This is a genomic window from Pseudoalteromonas sp. Angola-7 (genome assembly GCF_028599255.1).
In the GTDB taxonomy this organism is placed as follows: Bacteria; Pseudomonadota; Gammaproteobacteria; order Enterobacterales; family Alteromonadaceae; genus Pseudoalteromonas; species Pseudoalteromonas atlantica.
Map to the genome: position 1 here is coordinate 300,797 of NZ_JAQREL010000001.1, position 22,476 is coordinate 323,272.

The window sequence follows — 22,476 nt, forward strand, 5'->3', positions numbered from 1 at the left end:
TAACCTTGTTATTTTTAAGTTATTCAAGCGACTCTACCAGTGTTGTGCCGCGCTTTTCAAGCAATTACACACTAAAAATAATTAATAACTGTAAACCTAGCTTTAACGGTAATTTGTTCACCAACTATCAACGTTGTGCTAGTATTTGCGTTATTAAACTTAACATTTTTTTGAGAATTACTATGTTGTACATGATTTATTCAACCGACGTTGAAAACAGCTTACCGCTTAGAAAAGAAGCCCGTCCCGCCCACTTAGCACGTTTAAGCGAACTTGACTCTCAAAACCGTTTATTTGTTGCCGGCCCACTGCCTGCAATCGACAGTGAAGACCCGCAAGATGCTGGATTTACAGGTTCATTAGTCATTGCCGAATTTGATTCACTTGAAAAAGCACGTGAATGGGCAGCCTCTGATCCATACGTTGCAGCCGGCGTTTACGCAAACACCGTTGTAAAACCATATAAAAAAGTATTACCAGCGTAACGAACACCCTGAATTTAAAACGTTATTTAATTCAGGGTTGGTTCACTGCTAATTAATTAAGCTGGCGAACGTAAAAGCGCAAATTGGACGTTTTTACTTGAGTTTTAGTAGCTTAGTTAATTAGAATAGCTGGGTTTGATCTAGGAGTTCCCGTCATGCGTGTATTATTAACCCTTAGTTTAATTGCCTGTATTAGCGTCAGTGGCGCCGTACACGCAAGTACGACTGTTACCAAAGCAGTTAAAAAAACTGAGATCAGCAAAAAGAAAGCCGTAATACTTGCAAAAGAAGAAACTGACGGTAAAACCTTAAAAATTACAGAACAAGCAAAATTTTATACTGTACGTATACTCAAATCTGACGGCCACGTCGTTGATTTACATATAAATAAAAAAACCGGCGAAGTGAAAAAGGATTAGCAAATGCGAATTTTAGTTATAGAAGATGATTTACACTTAGCAGACAACCTACGTAATGCTTTAGAGAAAGAACGTTACAGTGTTGATTTATGTCACGATGGCGAAGCTGGCCTATTCCATATTACAGAATACCCGCTAGATATGGCGGTGGTTGATTTAGGCTTACCAAAAATTGACGGTATTGAGCTAATCAATAAAGCACGTGCACAAGGCGTGACGATCCCTATTTTAATCTTAACGGCGCGCGACCGCTGGCAAGACAAAGTTGAAGGCCTAGATGCAGGTGCCGACGACTACTTAACCAAGCCGTTTCATGTTGAAGAATTAATTGCGCGTTGTAATGCACTTATTCGCCGCAGTGCGGGTAAAGCAAACCCAGAAATGACAGCAGGTCCAATTAAAATTCATACTCGCTCGCAACAAGTTTGGGTTAACGACAAAGAACTTAGCCTTACGGCTTATGAGTACAAAGTACTTGAGTATTTAATGGTTAACCCGCAAAAAGTAATTTCTAAATCAGAACTTACTGAACACATTTACGACCAAGATTTCGATCTTGATTCTAACGTTATCGAAGTATTTGTACTTCGTCTGCGTAAAAAATTAGACCCTGAAGGCACATTAAACCCAGTAGAAACACTACGTGGGCGTGGTTACAGGCTTAAAAGTCAGTGGTAGCATCGCAAATATCGCTTAAAATAAGGCAAGGATTTATCCTTGTCTTTGTTTTATTGGTGGCACTGCCCATTTTGTTTTACTCGATTGGTAAAGCGTATTACGCCTCATTAGTCGAAACCACCGAAAAAAATCTAGAAGCCCACTTATACTCCCTTATTTCTGAAGTCGACTTTACTGAGCGCGGCATTATTATGCCCAGCACAATTTTAACGCCTGAGCTAAATAACTTAAATTCAGATACCTACGCCATGATTTACCGCGATGATGTACCTGTGTGGCACTCAGAGTCGGCAGTAAACGTAAACTTTAAACCCGAGTACATAGAGCCTAAAGCAGGTGCAGCCGACTTTAGACGTGTGGTTTACAACAATGCAGTTTACTGGCAATTAAGCCTAACGGTCATTTTAAATAATATTGACCAATCTGAGCAGGCACGTTTTATATTACTCAAACGAAACGATGCATTGCTAAGGTTAATGGATGGCTTTAAGCAAACCTTAGTCGATTGGATGTTTATAATGGGTATTGCGATTGCCGGTTTAATGGCAATTGGATTTATTTGGAGCGGCCGCCCGTTACAACGTCTTGATAAAGAAATAAAAGCCATTGAGTCGGGTGATATTCAAGAAATTAAAGGCTTATACCCTGTAGAGCTGCAAACAATTAAATCAGACCTCAACTTATTACTAGAGTCGCAGCAACGTCAAAAAGAGCGCTACAGAGCCTCTTTAAGTGACCTAGCACATGCATTAAAAACGCCCCTTGCGGTATTAAAATCAAGCCCGCTTGCTAATGATGCCGATGCCCAAGAGCAACTTGATAGAATAAATGTGATGATCGAGCATCAGTTAAAGCGTGCAGCTACTGGCGCCTCAGATACATGGAAAAAACAAACTCCAGTTAAACCTGTGGTTGATTCTATTTTAAGTGCAATGGCCAAGGTATACCGCGATAAAGACATTATATTTAATTGTACCGTGACCGATAAAGATTACTTTTTAGGTGACCAAACAGATTTAATGGAATTACTGGGTAATTTAATTGATAACGCCTGTAAAGCGTGTCGCTCGCAAGTAGAAATACAAGTCATTCAAAGTAAAACACTGTGCATAGGCATTAGTGACGATGGACCCGGTGTACCCGAGGATAAACGCGAGTCTTTATTAACCCGTGGTACCCGCCTTGATACTTACGAAAGCGGCCACGGTGTTGGTATGGCGATAGTCTCGGACTTGGTTAAATCTTATAACGGACACTTAACGATTAATAAGTCGGACACCTTGGGCGGCGCACAATTTATTTTAGAGTTTAATTACAATGATAAAAAATAGCCTTTTAATTACACTTGCGAGCCTATTAGCACTAAGTGCTAATGTCAGTGCGCAAGCACAGTGTACGCTTGAGCAAAACGCAACGCCAAGCCAAACTAAACGCTATACGCAGTGTTTAGACACCCAAATAAATCAGGCTAAATACAATCAGGGTACTTGGGTTCAAAAACGTAAATATGAACTCACTAAATTAGAAGAGCAAAGCGGAAATACGCAAATACTGATGTTGTTTAAGCGCAGCGTCGACAACCACCAAAAGTATATTGAAGCAAGCTGCCAATGGCGCTACATATTAAAACTGCCAAATGCCAGCCAAGCCGCTATTGATTACAAATTATGTGAACTTGCACTTATTGAACAGTTTACTCAAGTGCTTAAAAAGCCACTTTAAACGGGGATTAACCCCTACAAAAAAAGCGATTAATACTGTGTATTAATCGCTTTTTTTGTATCAAATACTCAATTTTAAGCTATGAAAACCAATTGATATTATTTATCGTCTATCGACTCTCCAGTACCAAGTAGCGTGGCAACCCAGCGCCCTTCATCACTTGCCTCTAGGGCTATTTTAACAATCATGGTAAGAGGTACCGATAGCAACATGCCTACAGTGCCTAATAACCAACCCCAAAATATTAACGACAAAAACACCACCAAGGTAGAAAGCCCAAGCCCTTTACCCATAAATTTAGGCTCTACAATGTTACCCATTACCGTATTAATAATTAAATACCCTGCACCTACAAGCCCGGCTGTTAATGGTCCTTGTGTGATCAGTGCTAACAATACAGCTGGTACTGCGGCAATAATAGAACCTATATTAGGAATATAATTAAACATAAAGGCCAACACGCCCCACAGCACAAAGTAGTCAACATCTAAAATCCATAAGTAAAATGCTGCAATAATACCGGTGGCTAAACTCACCAATGTTTTAATTGCTAAATACGAATTAATAGAAACCAAAAAACGGTCAATTTGCTCCATTTTTCTGTCTGGGTCGGCAAGTGCCATATGAATTTTTTTGCTTAATGCAGGCCCTTCAAAAAGCATAAACACCACAGTTAAAATTATTAAAAACATGTTTGCCATTACGCCACCTAAGCCGGTAAGCATATTCGTGGCTACATCAACCATTTTACCTGGGTCAAACATAGAGAGAATTTGATCTCTATCGATTAAGATATTGTATTGCGATGCAAGATCGACCAGCCAAACAAACTCTTCTTGTAACTGGGCTTTATATTCAGGAAGTTGCTGAGAAAAGTCGTTAACTGATTGTCCTACAAGGCCGCCTAAGCTTACACCTAAGCCCACAATGATAAGCACCACAATAACAACAGAAACCCCTTTAGGGATCCGATAGCGACCAAAAAATGTGATCAGCGGGTTGCATACAATGGCAATAAACGCCGCCAAAATAAAGGGAATAATAATAACACTTGCGGCCTTAATACCGGCTAATACAACCACTAGGGCTGCAAATATTATTAAGCTTTTATTTACGCCAGTTAAACTTGCCAACGCGCCAATCCTTTTCTTATGAAATTCGCTTTAGTGTAAGGCAAAAACTAATTAAATGAAATATTTACAAAGTGATCGTTGTTTTTTAGTTAACGTAATAATTTGCATTAAGATAGTTTAAATAGTATACATTTTAAACAAATCGTACACTTCAAATTGGTAAGATTTTTATGCATATTTTTTTTACAGGCGCTACAGGCCTAATAGGTAAACACTTAACGCCTTTTTTGCTACATCATCATAAAGTAACCGTACTGAGCCGAAATAAAACCAAAGCCCATGTATTGCTTGGTCATAATATTGATGTAGTAAGCAGCGTTGATGAGGTTAATTTTAACCATGTTGATACTGTGATTAATTTAGCCGGCGAACCTATCGTCAACAAACGCTGGACGCAGGCACAAAAACAAACAATTAAAAACAGCAGAATAAACCTTACCACGCAAATCAGCGATGCTATTTTAAATTGCAGCACGCCCCCTGCTACATTTATATCTGGCAGTGCCATTGGCTATTATGGCCGCCAAGGCGATACTCCTGTAGATGAAGACACCGACGATGTAAATGATGAATTTAGCCATCAGCTATGTAAAGAGTGGGAGCATGCGGCACTAAAAGCGCAAAGTGATAAAACACGGGTGTGCTTATTACGCACGGGAATTGTACTTAGCAAAAACGGCGGCGCTTTAAGTAAAATGCTTCCTGCGTTTAAATTTTTTGCAGGTGGCCCCATTGGTGATGGGGAGCAAGGTATGTCGTGGATTCATATTGATGACATGATCCAACTGATTTTATTTATTATAAAACACACATCGCTTTGCGGGCCAATTAATGCCACTGCACCCGCCCCGGTTAGCAATAAAGCGTTTAGCAAAAGTTTAGGTAAAGCATTGTCTCGCCCTGCGGCCCTAACCATGCCAAGCCCTGTGTTAAAAGTGTTAATGGGTGAAATGTCTGATTTGCTCACTACTGGGCAATATGTAATACCCAAAAAAGCGTTAGCGAATAATTACCGTTTTCATTTTACGGATATAGATTCGGCTTTGAGAAGTTTAATAAAGTAGGTGTATTCAGCATAGATACACCTACTAAAGGTTATAAAAATACTACTTTAAGCTAGGTTACTGTAATTAATGTAAGCTTTAGTATCTAGTCTCCATTAAAATAGTCGTTTTATAATAAAAGAACCTTTCTATGCTGCACTTACCAACCGTTATAAGCCTTTCTTTTATTTTAAACCTTATAATTGGGCTGTATTTTATCTCTATTTATCAATATAAAAAACAAACTAGTTTTTTATATTTTGGCCTAGCTTGTACCACCTTTACATTCGCCATACTATGCGCAAGCTTACGCGTGATCATTGCATGGCCGTTTATTACCCATTACTTTGCCAGTTTATTTATTATTGCTTGCCCACTTTTTTTAATTATGGGATTAAAAGCACTCAGCCCTTTAAATAAAAGCATATGCAGGCAAGTTAGCTATTTACTCATCATGGCTGCGGTTTTTTTACTCGTAGTTTACAACACCGCAGCAGAGCAAGTATTGGTTAGTTTAACTGTGGCAGGGTTATTTTTGTATGCCTCGTATATTGTTTTAAGCACCCGCTTTATAGCAAAATTACAGCAACGTATGCTATTGCTTTGCCTATTACTGCATGCACTCGTTATGCTAATACAGGGAGTTTTATTACTGTTGCCATTTTTTACTGCGCTCAACTTTAATTTTGCCCCTGTTTTGCAATTTACTTTGGCTGTACACTTAATACTTGCCACTAGCGCCGCCCTATTGCTGCCTTTTTTAGTGTTTGCCAATACAGAGCATACGCTCAACTCCCTTGCTAATCGCGACCCATTAACCCAGCTATTAAATAAACGCGGTTTAAATGCAGTGGCCAATACGTTATTTAATAAAAATAATGCCGAGCATCCCCTTAGCATTATTATGGTCGATATAGACTTTTTTAAGCGCGTTAACGATGAATATGGACACGATGCAGGTGATGAGGCAATTAAATGGGTTTCGCAGCATATTGCCGCGCTTTTTTCTAACAGCGCGGTTACCGCGCGTGTTGGCGGCGAAGAGTTTGCAATTTTACTTAACCACTGCACTTTAAATGAGGCACAGTGCGCGGCAAACACCCTCAGAAAAAACATTAAAAACAAGCCTTTTAGCTATTACGGCAACACCATTTATTTAAGAATAAGCGCAGGAGTGGCATGCAGCGATACTCAAACAAGCTCTTTCAAATCGCTACTTAGTGCGGCAGATAAGCGCTTGTATATTGCTAAAACCACAGGACGCGACAAAGTTATATATGAATCTGCACAAAACCCTTTTATAAATAACAAACCGGTTTGCACATAAAAAAAGCCCTTCAATTGAAGGGCTTTGACATACACACTAAAACAAAATGATTACTGACATTTAAGCCCAGCAGAGTCTGCCTTATTAGGCACAAACTGAATGTTTGCTACCGACACTGAGGTTTTACTGCTTGCACGTAAACTAAACGGGCTTGTAAGGCTTGCAAAGTCTACGCCTTGGTTAGCAAAACAACGTAAGTCTACCGACACCGACTGCCATTTATTTTTGATTGATTGATCAACCATTTTACTCAAGGCAATCGCACCACCACACTCACCTGAACAAGTCATAGCAAGGTTTACGTCATCGGTTAGTGGCTCATTGAGTTTAATATCAAAACTAATAACGCCATTAGCCTCTAAATACGTAATGGTATCTTCTGCAAAGCTTGTGACTATTTCAGCACTTGCCTTTTGCTCGCCACTAAAATTAAATTGGCGCGCGTCTTCTTGAACTGTTTTATCCTCAGTACGGTATTTAAGTGCACCCAGTTGATGAGTACTGCTTGATACATCTAATAGCTCATCGCCAGATTTAAGTAATAAACGCCACGGAGCAACCGGTGCGCCAACTAAAATATCCATACTAGTGAGTGCTGAGTTATCTAATTTAGAGTCTTCGTTTAAATTATCAGCCAATACATTTTTATCGCCATAAGTTAAACCAAAGCCGTACGGTAATAATGGGCTGTAATCGTCATCGCCTTTATTAACCGTTGCTTGTACTGCTGTTTTAGGCCAGGAAAACGAAAGCTTGCCGCTAAAGTCATGTTGAATGCTGCCATCTTTAGCTTTTAAAATAACATCGGCAATACCGCCGCCTTCTGTACCTGGCAGCCATGCTGCAACAAATGCATCTGAGACATTTAATTCACTGTTAACCCACATAGGGCGACCCGAAATAAATACCGATACAACCGTAATACCCTGCTCTTTTAACGACTTTAATAACGCGAGCGATTTTTTATTACCACGCTCAAATTCAAGGTTATCTCTATCGCCATGGCCTTCTGCATAAGGCTCTTCACCAAATACCACAACAGCTACATCTGGGCGCTCATCATATGAGCCATCCACACTTAAAATGGCACGACCACCCGCCTCAGTAATTTGCTTTTCAAGACCCGCGTAAATAGACGTGGCACCAGGAAAATCAGCATTTTTGTTATTAGTCCCTTGCCATGTAATACTCCAACCACCCGACTGCTTACCTATGTTATCGGCTCCATCGCCGGCAATAAGTACAGTTTGGTTTGCATCAAGAGGCAAAATATTGTTTTTGTTTTTAAGTAAAACAAGTGATTCGCGTACTGCTTGACGCGCAACTTCGCGGTGCTGCTGCGCACCAATTAGCTCAGTTTTACCCGAAAACTGACGCTTAGCTGGGCTTGGTTTATCAAATAAACCGGCACGCAATTTAACGCGTAAAATTCTACTTACTGCATCATCAATGCGCGACATGCTGATTTCGCCAGCTTTGACTTGCGCTATGGTGTTTTCGTACAGCGGCTTCCAAGCGCCCGTTGGCACCATAAAAATATCAAGTCCCGCGTTAACAGCCTGTGCACAGCTTTCGTTTGTACAGCCTTCAATTTGACCGTGGCCGTTCCAATCACCTACAACAAAACCATCAAAGCCCATGCGGGTTTTAAGCACATCGGTTAACAGGTATTTATTGCCGTGGTTTTTAACCCCATGCCAGCTATTAAACGATGCCATAACCGACTGACTTCCCGCCGATAAGCCGCCGACATAACCTTGGGCATGTATATCAAACAAATCTTGCTCACTGTCGATATTATTACCTTGGTCATCGCCATCGACTGTGCCGCCATCACCTAAAAAGTGCTTAACGGTACTAATAACACGTTTATCACTTAAAAAGTCGCCATCGGCCTTGCCCTGTAAACCATTTACAATTGCGGCTGAATAATCACGTACTATTTGAGGATCTTCTGAATAACCTTCATAGGTTCTGCCCCAGCGATCATCGCGCACAACAGCCACTGTAGGTGCAAATACCCAATCAATACCCGTTGCCATTACTTCAACCGCAGTGATAGCTGCTATTTGCTCAATCAATGCAGGGTTGTTTGCCGCACCTAAACCAATATTATGCGGAAATAAGGTCGCGCCAATTACATTATTGTGACCATGCACCGCATCGGTGCCCCACATTGTGGGTATTTTACTGCCATCGATAGAATCATCTACCGACGCCTGATAAAAATCTTCAGCCAATTTTACCCAGTCCATTGGTGTTGCGTGTTTATCACCATTAGGAAACGCACCGCCTCCATTTAGGTATGAGCCAAAGCCATATTTGCGCATATCTTCAACGGTAATATCACGAATTTCTGGTTGAATCATTTGAGCTACTTTTTGCTCAAGTGTCATCGTTTTTAAATAATCGGCTATTTTAGTTTCAATTTCTGGGTCTTGTTTTACGGCAATATTAAGTTTTGGCCAAATTTTCTCTGTTTTAGACAACGCATTATTAGCTTCAGGAGTGGTTGTCGCGTCATTTGAACAAGCCGCTAAAATGCCTACTGATGCAATTAATGAGGCACGTGCTATTTTATTAAGTGAAAAAGGGGTTTTCATTATAGAGTCTCCTGAGCTTGAACTGGTTTGCTTCCGCTTAAACCATAAAACGCGATAAATAAGTAACAAAAAATTGGTAAAACATACGAAAGTTGAACACCCACACTATCAGCAAGTGCACCTTGTAAAAGTGGCACTATTGCACCCCCTACAATCGCCAAGCACAAAATACCAGAGCCCTGCGCGGTATGCTTACCCAGGCCATTTAACGCTAAACTAAAAATAGTTGGGAACATAATCGAATTGAATAAACCAACCAGTAGTATTGACCACATTGCTAATTGACCCGACGTGCTCATGGCAATAACCACCAAAATAATAGCCATACTTGCGTTAAAGCCAAGTACTTTACCCGCGGGTAATTTTTGCATTACCGCTGCACCAATAAAACGCCCCACCATAGCTCCACCAAAATAATATGTGATGTAGTGAGCGGCAACATGCTCTTTTAACCCAGCAATATTTTCTTGGGCTAAAAAGCTAACTAAAAAACTGCCAATCGCAACCTCTGCACCTACATACATAAATATACCCACAGCACCGAGTGTTAGGTGGCGGTATTGCCATGCACTACCTTCAATTGTCTCTGACTTTTCAGCGGCTTCTTTTTGCTCATTCATTATGTCTGGCAATTTAAGCCACGCAAAAATACCGGCTAATAAAATAAGCATGCCTGCTAATAGTAAATAAGGAAGTTGTACCGACTCTGCATTTTGTGCCGGTGTTAAAAACGCTTCAGAAGCAGAATCAAGAATCAAAAATGCACCAAATGTAGGGGCAACCGTAGTGCCTAGCGCATTAAATGCTTGCGTTAAGGTAAGGCGAGAAGACGCTGTTTTAGGGGCGCCCAATAAACTTACATAAGGGTTTGCAGAAACCTGCAACAAGGTAATACCGCTTGCCAGAACAAATAAAGCAAACAAAAATACCGGGTAATTATGTAGTGCCGCGGCTGGGTAAAAAAGCACACAACCACATGCCGCTATAAGTAACCCCACTACAATGCCTTTTTTATACCCTAATTTTTTAACTATGTAGCCACTTGGCAGTGACATTAAAAAATAAGCCCCAAAAAAACAAAACTGAACCAGCATTGCCTGAACATAAGTTAAGTTAAATACCGCTTTTAAATGCGGGATTAAAATATCGTTTAAGCAGGTAATAAATCCCCACATAAAAAATAAAGTAGTTAAAGATGTTAATGCAAAACCATAGTTTTTATCTTGGTAGTTTTGCGTCTGTGTGTGTGTCGTCAGTGGTGCTGAACTGGCCATGGGCTCTCCGCAATTTATTATTATAAATTAATTCAAAAGTCGTTATTAAAAATTGCCGTGTAACCCAGCAACATTAAAGAGTTGACCTTGGAATCAATTAACACTAATCTAAAAATGTAAGCGCTTTCACGTGTAATTAAATACGAACATGTAACATATTTCAACAAGTTTTATTTTTTATAAACGCGCCCTTACGCTTCATCGCAGTAAATACAGTGGCTATTTATGCATTTAAGGTTTAAAAAGGTTTGTTACTAATGACAAAATTATCGTTACCATCTCATTCACCTCTATTAACAAAAAACTTTGTTTATGGTGTGGCTACGGCATCATTTCAAATTGAAGGCGGGTATGAGCATCGCCTACCCTGTATATGGGATACCTTTTGCGATACACCCAACAAAATAGCCGACAGCTCAAATGGGCATGTTGCCTGCGATCATTACAATCAGTGGCAAAACGATATTGAATTAATAGACTCGCTTGGCGTAGATGCATATAGACTTTCTATCTCTTGGCCGCGAGTAATCACCTTATCGGGTGAACTAAACCCTGAGGGCGTAAAGTTTTATACTAATATTCTTGATGAGCTTAATAAGCGCAACATTAAAGCGTTTGTAACGCTATATCACTGGGATTTACCTCAACATTTAGAAGATAAAGGCGGCTGGTTAAATCGCGATACAGCTTATGAATTTGCTCGGTATGTAAAGCTTATTAGCCAAGCATTTGGCGAGCGGGTATTTTCGTACGCGACCCTAAATGAGCCATTTTGCAGTGCCTTTTTAGGCTACGAAGTAGGCATACATGCCCCAGGTTTAGTGGGCAAAGAGTACGGTAAAAAAGCAGCGCACCATTTATTGCTTGCCCATGGTTTGGCAATGGATGTGTTAAAGCAAACCTCGCCTAATACTCAAAATGGTATTGTGCTTAATTTTACACCTTGCTACCCATTAACGCAGTCAGCCGAGGATATACACGCAGCTCGTTACGCCGATGATTATTTAAATCAATGGTATATGAAACCAATAATGGACGGCCAATACCCAGAAATTATAAAACAGCTTCCTAGCAATCAGCAGCCTGAAATCCACACTGGCGATATGGACATAATTTCACAATCTATTGATTACTTAGGCATTAATTTTTATACGCGCCAAGTATACAAAGCGCATCCTAGCGATATATACGAGCCACTTGCACCACAAGGGCCTTTAACCGACATGGGCTGGGAAATTTACCCGCAGTCGTTTACCGATTTACTTGTAACGCTTAATAACACCTACACCTTACCGCCTATCTATATTACCGAGAACGGCGCGGCTATGCCCGACACCATAAAAAATGGCGAGGTAAACGATGTAGATCGCGTAAACTATTATCATAGCCACTTAAATGCCGTGCACGATGCCACAGCCCAAGGGGTTAATATTATTGGTTACTTTGCGTGGAGCTTAATGGATAATTTTGAATGGGCTGAGGGCTACTTAAAACGCTTTGGTATTGTTTACGTTGATTATAAAACTCAGCAACGTACTATAAAAGCCAGTGGCCAAGCTTATAAAAGCTTGATACAAAGCCGTAAATAGCCAATAAAAGCTATTCGATTAATCGCATAAATAAAAATCAAAAAGCGAGAACCTAACATCATGATAAGTGTAAAAGAAAAAATAGCCTATGGCCTTGGCGATACGGCAAGTAATATTATTTTTCAAACAGTTATGATGTTTTTAATGCTTTACTACACAGATGTAGTAGGGCTTTCTCCAGCGGTGGTAGGCACCATGTTTTTAGTGGTTAGATTGTTTGATGCCATCACCGACCCAGTTATGGGCAACTTAGCCGATAAAACCCAGTCGCGCTTTGGCCATTTTAGGCCCTATTTATTGTGGCTTGCCCTGCCCTTTGCGCTTATTAGTATTTTAGCTTTTACCACGCCAGAGCTTGAAGGCACTGATAAAATTATTTACGCCTTTACTACATACACCTTGCTTATGGTGGCGTATACCGCCATAAATATTCCTTACTGCGCATTAGGTGGCGTGCTCACTAACGATGTAAAAGAGCGTGTTAGCGTGCAATCGTATCGTTTTGTGTTTGGTATGTTAGGCGGCGTTATTGTTGCGGGCTGTACAATGCCAATGGTTGAATACTTTGGCCAAGGCGATAATGCCAAAGGCTACCAATACACAATGACGGCAATGAGTTTGCTTGGCTTAGTGTTATTTTTACTGTGTTTTTTGGGCACCAAAGAGCGCGTAGAGCAACCGCCTGAGCAAAACCTGTCGTTGTTTAAAAGTTTAAAAACCTTGATTAAAAACGATCAATGGCGAGTCCTGTGCGCTGCTGCGCTATTTTTACTCACTGGACAAGTATTACGTTTAACCTTAGGTGTTTATTACGTTAAATACTATTTAGGGCAAGAAGATTTAATTACCTCCTTCATGACCCTAGGAGTGGTTGCCAGTATGGTTGGGTGTGCGTGTGCTCAGCCGTTGGCTAAGCGATTTTGTAAAATAAAAGCCTATATTAGTTTGCAGTTAATCGCTGCGGGCATATGTATTGCGAGCTATTTTATCTCCCCTGATAACATTACCTTGGCATTTGCCGCCTTTATTCTGTGGAAGTTTTTTTTAGATATGGCCACCCCGCTACTATGGGCAAAAATGGCCGACACCATAGACTACGGGCACCACAAAACTGGGGTAAGAATTACTGGCCTTGTATATTCGGGCGTTATATTTTTTATAAAAATGGGTGTGGCGTTAGGCGGTGCAATTGCAGGCTGGCTGCTGTCTTTTTATAATTATCAGGCGCAAACAATGCAGAGCCTTGATACGCAGCAGGGTATTTTATTATCGTTTACTATTATACCGGCGTTTGGTTCTTTGTTTGTTGCATTTATTATGCGTAAATACACGCTCAACAACGCACAGTTAGCCTCTATACAGGCATCGCTAAAAACTAGTGCTAGTTAACATTTGGTGGGTACGGTATTATTTGCCCGCCAAAATAAAGGATATAAGTGAGTTAACAATAACATGGCCACAATTTATGAAGTGTCGGAGCTTGCTGGCGTATCGTTAGCTACAGTGTCACGGGTAATGAATAAAAACACCCGCGTAAGTGAAAAAACCACTAAAAAAGTACTCGATGCAATGCAGCAGCTGGGCTATAAGCCCAATTCTATTGCGCAATCGCTTGCCTCAAACAGAACCAACAGCGTGGGTATTTTGGTCTCAGAGCTTCATGGTCCTTTCTTTGCTCAAATGATGGCAGGCATCGAGTCAGCCCTGCGCGCTGCGGGTAAGCACGTTATTATTACCACCGGTCACAGTGAAGACGATAAAGAAAAAGACGGCATTGAATTTTTAATTAGCCGCAAATGCGATGCGCTAATTTTACATGTAGAGTCAGTCAGTGATGACTACCTAATTGAGCTAAGTAAAGGTAAAACCCCTATTTACCTTATTAACCGATACGTACATTCACTTGAAAGTAACTGCATTAGCCTAGATAACGAACTCGGCGGCTACTTAGCCAGTAAATCTATTGTTGAACAAGGCCACACAAATATAGCTTATATCGCGGGGCCGCAAGTTAAAGCCGATGCCAGAAACCGTTTAAAAGGCCATAAAAAAGCGCTGCACGAAAAAAACATTCCCTTTAATGAGGCGCTGTTTTACGAAGGTGATTTTAACGAAATTGGCGGCAGCAAAGGCCTTGAAAAACTACTCAACACGCGTATTCCGTTTAGTGCTTTAGTGTGTGCCAACGATGAAATGGCATCAGGTGCTATGAAATACGCCCGTGAGCATGGCTTTAATTTACCAAACGATTTGTCGGTGATTGGCTTTGATAACGTTATATTTGCCAATTATCTTTACCCTACACTTACCACCATAGATAACCCAGTAGAAGAAATGGGTGAAATGGCTGCAAAAATGGTGCTACAAGATGTATATCAGTATAAAAACTTACACATAAACCGCGTGTTTGAACCCACCCTTATAAAACGTGATTCAACCCAAACACTGCCAAAATAACGCATAAAAAAACGGCGCTATATTAAGCGCCGTTTTTATTAAACCCTGCAACTTATTTTGCTATCCAGGGGGTTACTTTAACTACGTTTTCTATATCACCAAGCAGATTTACGTCATCTTCCCAGTTATCCTGTACTGCAAAGTAGCAGATTGATTTTTCGCACTGTATATGTGGGTTATTAAAGGTCACAGGCTCTTTAAACGTTACAGCAACGCCTTTTTGCTCAGGCAATAAAAACCACATGAGCTTACTAACAAAAAAGCCTGATAAATCTGTTAAAAGTTCATCTAACTCGTTATTAATTGTGTACAACGAATCTTTAGTTAAGCTAAGCCCTTCAAACTCGCTGGCCTCAATTTGCAATTTTAACTGACAATCGTGATCAGGATTTTGTGGCTCTACAACAATAACGGCTTTATCCGTATCGAGCTGCTTATCAAACGGTAAAAGTAACTGTGCCTTATCGGTAAAGTTGAGCGGGTATTCGTTATTTTCAGTTAAAATTGTGCCGCTTTTAATAGCGCATGCCTCGTTTGTGGCAATATCGCTAATGTAAAAGTTAACTCGTGCATACTGAAAGTCGCCCTTGTTAACCACTTTTAATCTATCGTAAAAGCCATCGTACGACATAACAAACTCTTTGGCATTGACGGTACTTGCCGCCAAACTTAATAAAATGAGTATGGCGTTAATATTTATGAGTCGTTTTTTATTCATCAAAATAAGCTCTGTTTTGGTTAATCATGGTGTTTAGCTCTTCTATGTAGGCCTCGCCGCGCTCTGAGTACGACATTAAACCATGGGTTAGTGCCGTTGCCGCAATGGGCTTTTGCTGTTGTCGTAAATCTTCGCGTATCAGGCGTAAATCTTTGTAGGCATTATGCGTGTTTATATTTCTAAAATACGAGCTTACTGCTGCGCGTACCGACTTAAATGCAGCAACTTCGTGCGCCGCTCCGCTATTGCGGCGTCTTGGCACCATACCGCACCCTTTTGAATAACACCATTGGCCAAAAAAGTTGAGCCCTATGCGTGCAAAGCGCGATGTGCCCCACGCCGACTCATTCGCCGCTTGCATTAGCGCAAGCTCTTTAGGAATAATATCAACACGGCGCAGCGCTTGGCTTAAAATTAGGGTGTTTACTGTTTCAGGTAAGCCATAGGCTTTTAAAATATTAACGATGTCGCGCTGTTGTTTTTTCTCGAGCGGTTCGTTGTATTCAAGCATCATACGCGCAATTTCTAACTTAGCGCGTTGCTGTAATATTTTTTTATTTTCAGCCTCAACATGTGGGCGAATAAAATCAAAAAATGCCTGTTTTTTCTCTTTTACATCCGCAAATTCAGAAAATTTAGGTAAGGTAACATTGTGCAGAGGTTTTTCTTTTTTCTTTACTTTTTTAGGTTGTTCACCTGTGGTTTGTTCTTCAACCTCTTGCTCATTACTTTGCATAAACGGATATGCAAGCGCCCATAAAAAAAATACGCTTAGTAACAGCTTTAAAATGGTTTTTAGCATGTAGTCTCTCTTTCAAACAACAATTATGCATGGGTAATACACACACATACGAAACCCCATTATACCTAAGCCACTATATAAACGCGAATAACACCCTGTGTAACCCTTTAAGGGCCGCGCTTTGCTAAAAAATGCTAAAGTGGCTGCTTGCGATAAATATATTATCCACCAGCTCAGGTTATGTACTTGTTCATTCGCAATTTATTAGGGCATGGGTATACTGAGCTTATACCGTGTATAACAACGTTTTGTGAGTAAGCAGTATGGATAAGCAATGGCAAAGCCGAATAATAGAACAGTATAAAAATCGCCCTAATGATAATCGCTCCCCCTGGCAGGTAGACCGCTCTCGTATAATTCATGCCGCAGCTTTTAGGCGCTTACAAGCAAAAACCCAAATTATGGGGATAGGCTTAAACGACTTTTATCGCACTCGCTTAACGCATTCTTTGGAGGTATCGCAAATTGGTACCGGCATATTGCGGCATTTAAAAGCACAGCACAGCGATTTTGAACACTTCCCCTCTACCGGTTTATTAGAAACCTTATGTTTAGCCCACGATATAGGCCATCCCCCGTTTGGCCATGGCGGCGAAATTGCCTTAAATTATATGATGCGTGAGCACGGTGGATTTGAAGGCAACGCACAAACATTGCGTATAGTCGCTAAACTTGAGCCTTACTCTAACGGCCACGGCATGAACCTAACGCGCCGCACGTTGCTTGGCTTTATTAAATATCCCGCATTTATAGACGATTTATGGCACACCATCCCGAAGGTAAATAACACACGCTCATTTATAAAAGCAGATGATTGGCGTCCCGCTAAAGGCTTATACAAAGACGATGCACAAATATTTGAATGGATCATTGCCCCTTTAAGCGACAACGACAAAGCGCTATTAACAAGCCATACGCCAGTAGATCAGTACCGTGCAAAAACCCGTTATAAATCGTTAGATAGCGCTATAATGGAACACGCCGATGACATAGCATATGCAGTGCACGACCTAGAAGATGCCATAGCCACTAAAGTGCTCACACTAGATGATTGGCAAACACACGCATTACCCCACTTAAACGCGCTTAATTACGATTGGTTAAACACTAAATTAGACTCGCTTACCCAACGCTTGTTTTCAAAAAACGATTTTGAGCGTAAAGACGCCATAGGCGAGCTGGTAAATATGTTTATTATTCATATTCATTTAGATGTTCAGCATGGTGATTTTGAGTGCCCTATTTTAAAGTACACTGCAAAGCTAGACCCACAGTACGAGCGCGTTTTACAAATACTTAAGCATTTTGTATTTAATCGCTTAATACGCGACCCAGAAATGCAGCAAATAGAGTTTAAAGGTCAAAACTTACTGATTGAATTATTTACCGCTTTTGCCAGTGACCCTCTGCGTTTATTACCCGAAACAACGCAAGCGCTTTATCTAGACGCTGAAAAACAAAACCAAGGGATGCGCATAATATGCGACTACCTAAGCGGCATGAGCGATGAGTACGCCTATAAAACCTATCAGCGTTTATTCTCACCAGTACAATAAAAAGCCACGAGCACATCCTGCTAAGCGTTTGGTTAAAGGAAGAGCCTGTGTAAGGGGTTATAGCAAATAAATAGGCGTGCGCAGGAGGCGTTATTGAGCCCACTCGGTTACAAACCTTGCGGCGCGGTTAAATAACCTCTTGTTTGCAAAAATTTTTCCTGCAAAATTTAGCAAGCCCTTGTATATTTAATAAACTATAAAAATAAGAGCATTGACTATGAACACACCACACACTTTTAACTCCTTTAAAGCGTTTTACCCGTATTACTTAAAAGAGCACCGCAATGTAACCTGCAGAAGGCTTCACTTTATTGGCAGCACGCTAGTACTTGTTGTCATTTTTATTGCATTAATCAAGCAGCAATATAGCTTGCTGTGGTTATTACCGGTTATTGGCTACGGATTTTCTTGGATTGGGCATTTCTTTTTTGAAAAAAACCGCCCCGCCACTTTTAAGCACCCCCTTTATAGCTTATGGGGAGATTGGGTCATGTTTAAAGATATACTTATCGGTAAAATAAAATTTTAATTTTTATATTATTTTATTATAAAAATCACTCGCAACCTTTTTAAACGCTATACAAATTTCAGCTTAAATAATCTGCTCTTTATATGTTAATTTATTTAACATATAAAAGGTGGGTTATACACTTAATTTAAAAAACACTGAGTAACAGCCATTATTAAAGGTGTACACACTGCTCTTACCTGTTAATTAAAAGTAAACTTCATGGTTGCCAATTATTTTAAGCTTCATCAGTTACTTACAAACTCTAGCCTATTTATAGCTTTTACCTCATTTAGTTTTATTAATTAAACCTTGTAACTATATACCCTTTAATTTTAATTGAATGTTATTCAATTGACTCATTTTGTTAATGCGGTTTATGTTCTCAAAGCAGCTTCATTAAAAAGTAGCGGCTATAAAAACAAAAATTTTAAATCAATGGGTGATCAGATGAGGATTAACAACATGAATCAAAGCCTACCGTTTAGGTTAAATAACTTAAAAGTGAGTACAGCAGTGGCTGTGGGCGCATCGCTTTCGCTATTTGGTGCGTTTACTGCCCACGCGGCACAGCAAACACCTCAAGCACAAGAAGATATAGAGCAAATAAGCGTTATTGGCTCACGCCGTTTAGGGCGCACAGTTGAAGACAGCGCCGTACCTATTGATATTATTGGCGCTGAGGCGCTTACCAGTTCAGGCCTTACGGAAACAAACGCGCTACTGAGCAATTTGTTACCTAGTTTTAACTTTCCACAGGCATCGCTTACCGATGGCAGTGATCATGTACGCCCTGCACAACTTCGTGGTTTAGCACCCGATCATACCTTAGTGCTGGTTAATGGGAAGCGTCGTCATAGTAGCGCACTGCTTAATTTAAATGGTTCAACGGGGCGTGGCTCATCTTCTGTAGATTTAAATGCAATACCAGCTAATGCTATTGAACGCATTGAAGTTTTACGCGATGGCGCTGCGGCGCAATACGGCTCTGATGCTATAGCGGGTGTGATTAATATTGTACTTAAAAGCGCAAGCAGCGGCGGCTCCCTTGCTGCTATTTATGGGGCAAATGTCACCGAGATGGATGGTGTACCTCAGCTTGAATCGGTATCTGAGGGTAGCGATGGCAACCTAGCATTTACCGAAGGCGGCGATCGCTCTTTAACCGATGGGCAAACGCTTACTTTGCAAGGTAATATTGGTTTAGAGCTTGGTGATAATGGCTTTTTAAACATTTCGACTGAATACCGCGACCGCCACTCAACTAACCGTGCCGATTACGATCAACGCGAAAACTACAACCGATTAGAAGATGGCTCACTCGACCCTCGCGAGTTTACAGTTAACCGCTATAACCATAACTTTGGTAATGGGGATGTAGAAGACCTATCGGTTTTTTATAATGCAGGGTATCAACTAGCTAACGATGCAGATTTGTATTCATTAGGCTCTTACTCTAAACGTGAAGGTGAAGGCGCTGGTTTTTATAGACGCGCAAGCGATAGCCGTAATATAGAAGAAATATACCCCGACGGTTTTTTACCTGTGATCACCTCAGATATAAACGACTACTCACTCGCGTTAGGTGTTAAAGGCTTTATAAGTGATTGGAACTACGATGTATCGGCTGTGTATGGTGAAGATGCGTTCGAATTTGGTGTAACCAATAGTTTAAATACCTCATACGGCCCCACTAGCCAAACACGCTTTGATGCCGGTACGCTTACATACGATCAACTTACTTTAAATGTTGATTTAAGCCGCGAAGTGGATGTCAGCTTTTTAGAAAGCGCGGTAAGTGTTGCCATTGGGGCTGAGTACCGCACAGAAGGCTATCAAATAGAAGCTGGCGAAGAAGCCTCATACGCACAAGGCTCATTTGGCCCAGGTGGCGTAGTCACAGGCGAAGATGGCCCATTTGGTGCAGCAGGTGCGCAGGTATTTCCAGGCTTTACACCTGAATCAGAAGGTGACAACAGCCGCCATAATGTAAGCTTTTACATAGACTTAGAAACCTACCTGACAGATGATTGGAACATAGCTGTGGCAGCCCGTTATGAGGATTACTCAGATTTTGGCGATACACTTAACGGCAAAATTGCAACGCGCTATTCGTTAACCGAAGATTTAGCCATACGCGCTTCAGCCTCAACAGGGTTTAGAGCGCCTTCATTACAACAGCAATATTTTACCTCGGTTGCTACCGTATTTGTTGATAGCGTTCCGACCGAAACCGGCACCTTTGCACCAAGCAGCGATGTAGCCAAAGCGCTTGGCTCACCGGGCCTTGATGCCGAAGAAGCCACTAACTACGGGGTTGGCTTTACTTGGTCTACCGACTTTAATTTCAGCTTATCGGTTGATTACTATCAAATACTAATTGATGACCGTATTGTTTTATCTAACAATTTATCGGGCGCAGCAATAGAAGAGTTGCTAGCTGGCACGGGCGCTAACCAAGGCCGCTTTTTCTTAAACGCTATAGATAGTAAAACGCGTGGTGTTGATGTGGTTGCCTCGTACAACTTAATCACCGATGGCTATGGTGATATTGCCTTTAACTTAGGGTATAACTACGGCAAAAATGAAGTCACTGATATTATTGACCCGCCCGCTGAACTGCAAGGTGCTGGGTTTGATCAAGACAACTTGTTCTCAGGTACAGAGCTGCGCCGCTTTGAAGTAAGCACCCCGCGCAATAAATATAATTTAAGTGCTACATGGACCCATGATGCGCTGCGTACCACACTAAGAACTACGCGATATGGTGAAACCCAAGACCCTTCATCAACGCCTGAACTAAACGAGGTATTAAAGCCTAAGTGGATCACTGATTTAGATGTAGCCTATGCCGCTACCGATAACCTAACGCTTAGTTTAGGTGCCAATAACATTTTTGATGTATACCCAGATCCTACCCGCGAAAATGTAGAAGAAGTCTCTACTTTTTCTCGCTTGTTTGCTTATTCGAGCTTTTCGCCCTACGGATTTAATGGCCGTTACGTGTACGGCAAAATAGAAATGAAGTTTTAAGCGCTAAACATTTCAAAAAGTACTCAAAAACACAAAAGCCACCTAGTCGGTGGCTTTTTAGTGCGAACTGCTCAAATCAATTAGATTTTAGTTAACCAGCCGTGTTTGTCTTCACTTTTACCCCATTGAATATCGTTCAATGCTTGGCGTAATCGCGCTGTTGTAGGGCCTGGCTCGCCACTGCCTACTTTGTATTCTTTATCGTTATGAATAAACGTGCCTACCGGCGTTAACACCGCAGCAGTGCCTGAAAGTGCAGCTTCTGTGCCTGGCTTTGCAGCACGCTCTAAAAGCTCGGTAACGCTAAAGTTACGCTCGCTTACTGTCATGCCTAAGTCTTTTGCAATGGTTAAAATGCTATTGCGCGTTACGCCATGTAAAAACGTGCTATCAAGCGCTTTGGTAATAATTTCGTTACCATCAATAAGAATAAAGTTAGCTGCACCTGTTTCTTGTACGTCGCCGCCAGGGCAAAACAAGATTTGATCGGCTTGGTATTTCTCGCGCGCTGCGCTAATTGGTGCAAGTGCACTGGCGTAGTTACCACCGCTTTTTACCATGCCCATGTGCGGGGCACAGCGCATGCCATCTTCTTCAAGTAATACCCGCAGCGCAGTAGCACCGCCGGTAAAGTAATCGCCAACTGGCGATAAAAGCGTATATAACAACGAGCTCATTGAAGGTGCAGCCGCTTTACCAATGGCAGCCTCTGTCCCTATATGAGTTGGGCGAATGTACATAGAGCCTGGTGGTAATGGCGTTTCATCAGCATACTCTTTAACAATCTCGATAATCATGTCTTTTAGCATTTGACCGTCAAAGCTTGGTAAGCTTAATAACGCAGAGCTTTGCTGCATACGCGCAATGTTTGCATCTATTCTAAAAATATAAATAGAGCCATCTTCGTGGCGAAAAGCTTTTAAGCCTTCAAAACACGTGCTTGAATAATGAAGGACGTGCGCGCCCGCATGAAGTTCAAGTTTATCGGAAGGGACGATTGAGCTTTCGCTCCATTGGTTATCAGAAAAACGAGCTTGAATCATCTGCGGCATAAACACGGTACCGAATGCGGCCATTTTAATCTCTCTTGTGTGGTCTATTTTTCTCCATTGTATGACATTCATGCATC

At 41.1% G+C, this 22,476-nt stretch carries 19 protein-coding genes; 13 read left to right on the forward strand and 6 right to left on the reverse strand.

The features are described from left to right. Window positions 1-182: 182 nt before the first annotated feature. The 5 genes from PSH50_RS01425 (at window position 183) to PSH50_RS01445 (ending at window position 3,304) form a co-directional block, all read left to right on the forward strand. Window positions 183-485, forward strand: a complete 303-nt coding sequence (locus tag PSH50_RS01425) for a YciI family protein (RefSeq protein ID WP_024033446.1) — start codon at window positions 183-185, stop codon at window positions 483-485. Window positions 486-640: 155 nt separating this feature from the next. Then, complete coding sequence (locus tag PSH50_RS01430; RefSeq protein ID WP_273586834.1) at window positions 641-904, forward strand: hypothetical protein; 264 nt, start codon at window positions 641-643, stop codon at window positions 902-904. A gap of 3 nt (window positions 905-907) precedes the next feature. Beyond that, on the forward strand, window positions 908-1,582 hold the full coding sequence (locus PSH50_RS01435; RefSeq protein ID WP_004586804.1) for a response regulator transcription factor: 675 nt from the start codon (window positions 908-910) through the stop codon (window positions 1,580-1,582). After that, window positions 1,576-2,913 (forward strand): ATP-binding protein, encoded by a 1,338-nt coding sequence (locus tag PSH50_RS01440; RefSeq protein ID WP_004586805.1) that lies wholly within the window; start codon window positions 1,576-1,578, stop codon window positions 2,911-2,913. Before PSH50_RS01435 ends, PSH50_RS01440 begins: the two co-directional genes overlap by 7 nt. After that, window positions 2,900-3,304, forward strand: a complete 405-nt coding sequence (locus tag PSH50_RS01445) for a hypothetical protein (RefSeq protein WP_029772701.1) — start codon at window positions 2,900-2,902, stop codon at window positions 3,302-3,304. Before PSH50_RS01440 ends, PSH50_RS01445 begins: the two co-directional genes overlap by 14 nt. 98 nt (window positions 3,305-3,402) lie before the next feature. Here PSH50_RS01445 and PSH50_RS01450 read toward each other — a convergent pair whose 3' ends face one another. Then, window positions 3,403-4,437 (reverse strand): AI-2E family transporter, encoded by a 1,035-nt coding sequence (locus PSH50_RS01450; protein WP_024033443.1) that lies wholly within the window; start codon window positions 4,435-4,437, stop codon window positions 3,403-3,405. A 170-nt stretch (window positions 4,438-4,607) separates the two neighbouring features. Between PSH50_RS01450 and PSH50_RS01455 the strand changes: the two genes are divergently transcribed. After that, window positions 4,608-5,501, forward strand: a complete 894-nt coding sequence (locus tag PSH50_RS01455) for a TIGR01777 family oxidoreductase (RefSeq protein WP_273586833.1) — start codon at window positions 4,608-4,610, stop codon at window positions 5,499-5,501. A 130-nt stretch (window positions 5,502-5,631) separates the two neighbouring features. Further along, a complete protein-coding gene (locus tag PSH50_RS01460) occupies window positions 5,632-6,807 on the forward strand; it encodes a GGDEF domain-containing protein (RefSeq protein WP_273586832.1) in 1,176 nt (391 codons plus the stop codon). A 50-nt stretch (window positions 6,808-6,857) separates the two neighbouring features. Here the strand turns inward: PSH50_RS01460 and PSH50_RS01465 are convergent, their stop codons facing one another. After that, complete coding sequence (locus PSH50_RS01465; RefSeq protein WP_273586831.1) at window positions 6,858-9,410, reverse strand: exo 1,3/1,4-beta-D-glucan glucohydrolase; 2,553 nt, start codon at window positions 9,408-9,410, stop codon at window positions 6,858-6,860. Continuing rightward, on the reverse strand, window positions 9,410-10,684 hold the full coding sequence (locus PSH50_RS01470) for a sugar MFS transporter (protein WP_273586830.1): 1,275 nt from the start codon (window positions 10,682-10,684) through the stop codon (window positions 9,410-9,412). Before PSH50_RS01470 ends, PSH50_RS01465 begins: the two co-directional genes overlap by 1 nt. 257 nt (window positions 10,685-10,941) lie before the next feature. Between PSH50_RS01470 and PSH50_RS01475 the strand changes: the two genes are divergently transcribed. The 3 genes from PSH50_RS01475 (at window position 10,942) to PSH50_RS01485 (ending at window position 14,730) form a co-directional block, all read left to right on the forward strand. Further along, window positions 10,942-12,273 carry a GH1 family beta-glucosidase gene (locus tag PSH50_RS01475; protein WP_273586829.1) on the forward strand — a complete coding sequence of 444 codons (1,332 nt, stop codon included), beginning with the start codon at window positions 10,942-10,944 and terminating at the stop codon, window positions 12,271-12,273. A gap of 60 nt (window positions 12,274-12,333) precedes the next feature. Continuing rightward, window positions 12,334-13,662 carry a glycoside-pentoside-hexuronide (GPH):cation symporter gene (locus PSH50_RS01480; RefSeq protein WP_273586828.1) on the forward strand — a complete coding sequence of 443 codons (1,329 nt, stop codon included), beginning with the start codon at window positions 12,334-12,336 and terminating at the stop codon, window positions 13,660-13,662. A 63-nt stretch (window positions 13,663-13,725) separates the two neighbouring features. Then, window positions 13,726-14,730: a LacI family DNA-binding transcriptional regulator gene (locus PSH50_RS01485; RefSeq protein WP_024033435.1), complete on the forward strand. Its 1,005-nt coding sequence runs from the start codon at window positions 13,726-13,728 to the stop codon at window positions 14,728-14,730. A gap of 52 nt (window positions 14,731-14,782) precedes the next feature. On the opposite strand, the gene PSH50_RS01490 is transcribed toward PSH50_RS01485, so the two are convergent. After that, a complete protein-coding gene (locus PSH50_RS01490; protein ID WP_031289865.1) occupies window positions 14,783-15,448 on the reverse strand; it encodes a DUF2987 domain-containing protein in 666 nt (221 codons plus the stop codon). Continuing rightward, on the reverse strand, window positions 15,441-16,250 hold the full coding sequence (locus PSH50_RS01495) for a glucosaminidase domain-containing protein (RefSeq protein WP_029772709.1): 810 nt from the start codon (window positions 16,248-16,250) through the stop codon (window positions 15,441-15,443). Before PSH50_RS01495 ends, PSH50_RS01490 begins: the two co-directional genes overlap by 8 nt. Window positions 16,251-16,513: 263 nt before the next feature. On the opposite strand from PSH50_RS01495, the gene PSH50_RS01500 reads away from it, so the two are divergent. The 3 genes from PSH50_RS01500 to PSH50_RS01510 all read left to right on the forward strand — a co-directional run bounded on the left by PSH50_RS01500 (window position 16,514) and on the right by PSH50_RS01510 (window position 21,347). Beyond that, the gene (locus tag PSH50_RS01500) at window positions 16,514-17,806 is read left to right on the forward strand and encodes an anti-phage deoxyguanosine triphosphatase (protein WP_273586826.1); all 1,293 of its coding nucleotides are present in this window, start codon (window positions 16,514-16,516) and stop codon (window positions 17,804-17,806) included. A 217-nt stretch (window positions 17,807-18,023) separates the two neighbouring features. Continuing rightward, window positions 18,024-18,335 carry an Mpo1-like protein gene (locus PSH50_RS01505; RefSeq protein WP_273586825.1) on the forward strand — a complete coding sequence of 104 codons (312 nt, stop codon included), beginning with the start codon at window positions 18,024-18,026 and terminating at the stop codon, window positions 18,333-18,335. 444 nt (window positions 18,336-18,779) lie between these two features. Beyond that, on the forward strand, window positions 18,780-21,347 hold the full coding sequence (locus PSH50_RS01510; protein ID WP_273586824.1) for a TonB-dependent siderophore receptor: 2,568 nt from the start codon (window positions 18,780-18,782) through the stop codon (window positions 21,345-21,347). Between the two features lie 80 nt (window positions 21,348-21,427). On the opposite strand, the gene PSH50_RS01515 is transcribed toward PSH50_RS01510, so the two are convergent. Beyond that, window positions 21,428-22,471, reverse strand: coding sequence for a branched-chain amino acid aminotransferase (locus PSH50_RS01515; RefSeq protein ID WP_083901793.1), 1,044 nt, complete (start codon window positions 22,469-22,471; stop codon window positions 21,428-21,430). Window positions 22,472-22,476 lie beyond the last annotated feature (5 nt).